Origin of the sequence: Microbacterium sp. UBA837 (assembly GCF_002296025.1) — a bacterium.
GTDB lineage: Bacteria > Actinomycetota > Actinomycetes > Actinomycetales > Microbacteriaceae > Microbacterium.
In genome coordinates, this window is sequence record NZ_DBHD01000068.1 from 9,540 (window position 1) to 11,467 (window position 1,928).

A 1,928-nucleotide genomic window follows, 5' to 3' on the forward strand; every position below is an offset into this window, starting at 1 on the left:
TCGTGCATGAGCACTGTCCGCATCCGGTCGAAGTCCGGCCCCGTTGCCGTCATCGCCCCCTCCGATCCCCCACAGAGTCCGACACCCGCCGTACGGCCTGTCGATAGCTGAGCCCGTCGACGGCGCAGAGCCGAAATACCTCCCGATCGGGCCAGCTCAGCGTCGCGACGATCCGCTGAACTTCCCGCCATCCATCCGACCCCCGAGAATCGGCGAGCTCACCCGCGCGATCTAGCGTGTCGACGGCGGCGCGGTGTCTCCGGCTAGACCGGTCAGGGTGCGCGAGTTCCCTGGCACGAGTATCGGCTGTCACCACCAGCCATGGCAAGCATGAGGCGCCGACGAACGTGATCCGCCGGCTCTTGCGCCAGAGCGTCAAGAACGCGTCGTGGGTCACCTCCTCGGCGTCGGGCTGTGCCGCAACGAGGTCGGTGACGACGCCGTGCACCACGCGCACATGCCGTTCGTGCAGCGCACTCAGCGCTGAATCGTCGCCGGCTCGCAGCCGGTCGAGGAGGGCGGTGTCGTCACGGGGGTAGTCGCCCGACCAGCGTCCCCACGCACTGGGGAAGGCCTGTGCGGAATCGACCACTCGAGGCTCCTTCCGACGATGCGCACCGATCAAACGCGTCCTATTCTCCCCCGCGGCGGGTTCCCATTCGCTGGTGGTGCGGGAGAGGTCCGGCCTTACCAGCAAAAAGCGCTCTGGTGCGCCGACCGCAATTCCTGGGAACCTGGCTCCATCATCCGTCGCACCCGAGAAAGAGCCACCGACATGAGAAAGTCACTTGGCGCCGTCGCCACCGCCCTGTTCGTGTTAGGCAGCGTAGCCCTCACCGCATCTGCCGCCAGCGCCGGCACCCCCGACCGCACCCAGAGCTGCTGGCAAGAGCTCGACACCGGACGATCGCTGTGTGTCGCGGCATCCGCCGACCTCGCGAATGCCGTCTACGACGCCTACGGCATCGCGATCTCGACTCCCGACGGCGCGGTGGGATCGGACGTCAAGCGGCAGGCCACGCGCGATGCCCGCGCGGGGGTCGTCGCTCTCGCGAGCACCGTCATCGGGATCTTCTACGAGAACTCCGGCTACGACGGTGCCTCGTACGTCGCCAGCGTCAGCCAAACGGATGCTACGGGTACTCACACGGCTACACGAACCTCGGCTCGATCGGCTGGGACAACCGGATCTCATCGTTCCGGTCGTACTCAAACTGCCGGACAGCCATCTTCGCGAACACGAACTACGGCGGATCGTCCTGCGGCTACTACACGAACTCGTCGTATGTCGGAAGCGCCATGAACGACCAGGCCTCGTCTATCCGCTGGGCTGCCTAAGGTTCCAGAGCGGCATCCAGCGCCCGGAAGGCAGCGCGGAAGTCCGCCCGCAACCGCGCCTTCTGAGCGTCGTCGCAGAAGGCCGCATCGATGCCGTTGAGGGCGATCTGCTTGGCTTCGTCTGCCGTCACCCCCATGAGGCGGAGCCCCTCGGTGTACTCCCGGCCGATGTCGGTGCGAAAGAACATCGCGTCGTCGGTCGAGACGTTCACCGCGAGCCCCGCATCGATCATGCGACGGATGCGGTGATCGGTGTCGATCGTCCACCCCGAGCAGATCGTCGTCGACAGCGGCGTCGCAGCGAACCCGATACCGCGGTCGCGGGCCAGCGCGACGATCTCCGGGTCGTCCACAATGCGATACCCATGGTCGAGCCGGTCGCAGCCCAGTTCTTCGATGGCGACGCGGACGGCATCCGGGGTCGCATGGTCGGTCTCACCGACGTGCGCCGTCAACAGAAAGCCGTGCTCGCGAGCCAGTTCGTAAGCCTCGACGAACCGTCCCGGATCTTCCGTGTTCTCGGGGGTCAGATCGTCCTGACCGAGCCCCACCACCTCGGGGCGCGGATGCGCGATCATCTCGCGCACGAG

The 1,928-nt window shown here is 66.5% G+C and carries 3 protein-coding genes; 1 reads left to right on the top strand and 2 read right to left on the bottom strand.

The window, feature by feature from the left end; all coding sequences use genetic code 11:
- Positions 1-49: 49 nt before the first annotated feature.
- On the bottom strand, positions 50-592 hold the full coding sequence (locus B3587_RS05245; RefSeq protein WP_292726917.1) for an RNA polymerase sigma factor: 543 nt from the start codon (positions 590-592) through the stop codon (positions 50-52).
- A 183-nt stretch (positions 593-775) separates the two neighbouring features.
- Here B3587_RS05245 and B3587_RS05250 point away from each other — a divergent pair, with 183 nt between their 5' ends.
- On the top strand, positions 776-1,303 hold the full coding sequence (locus B3587_RS05250; RefSeq protein ID WP_292726919.1) for a hypothetical protein: 528 nt from the start codon (positions 776-778) through the stop codon (positions 1,301-1,303).
- 31 nt (positions 1,304-1,334) lie between these two features.
- Here the strand turns inward: B3587_RS05250 and B3587_RS05255 are convergent.
- Positions 1,335-1,928, bottom strand: a 594-nt coding sequence (locus B3587_RS05255; protein WP_414683114.1) for an adenosine deaminase family protein, incomplete at its 5' end; no start/stop codon positions are given.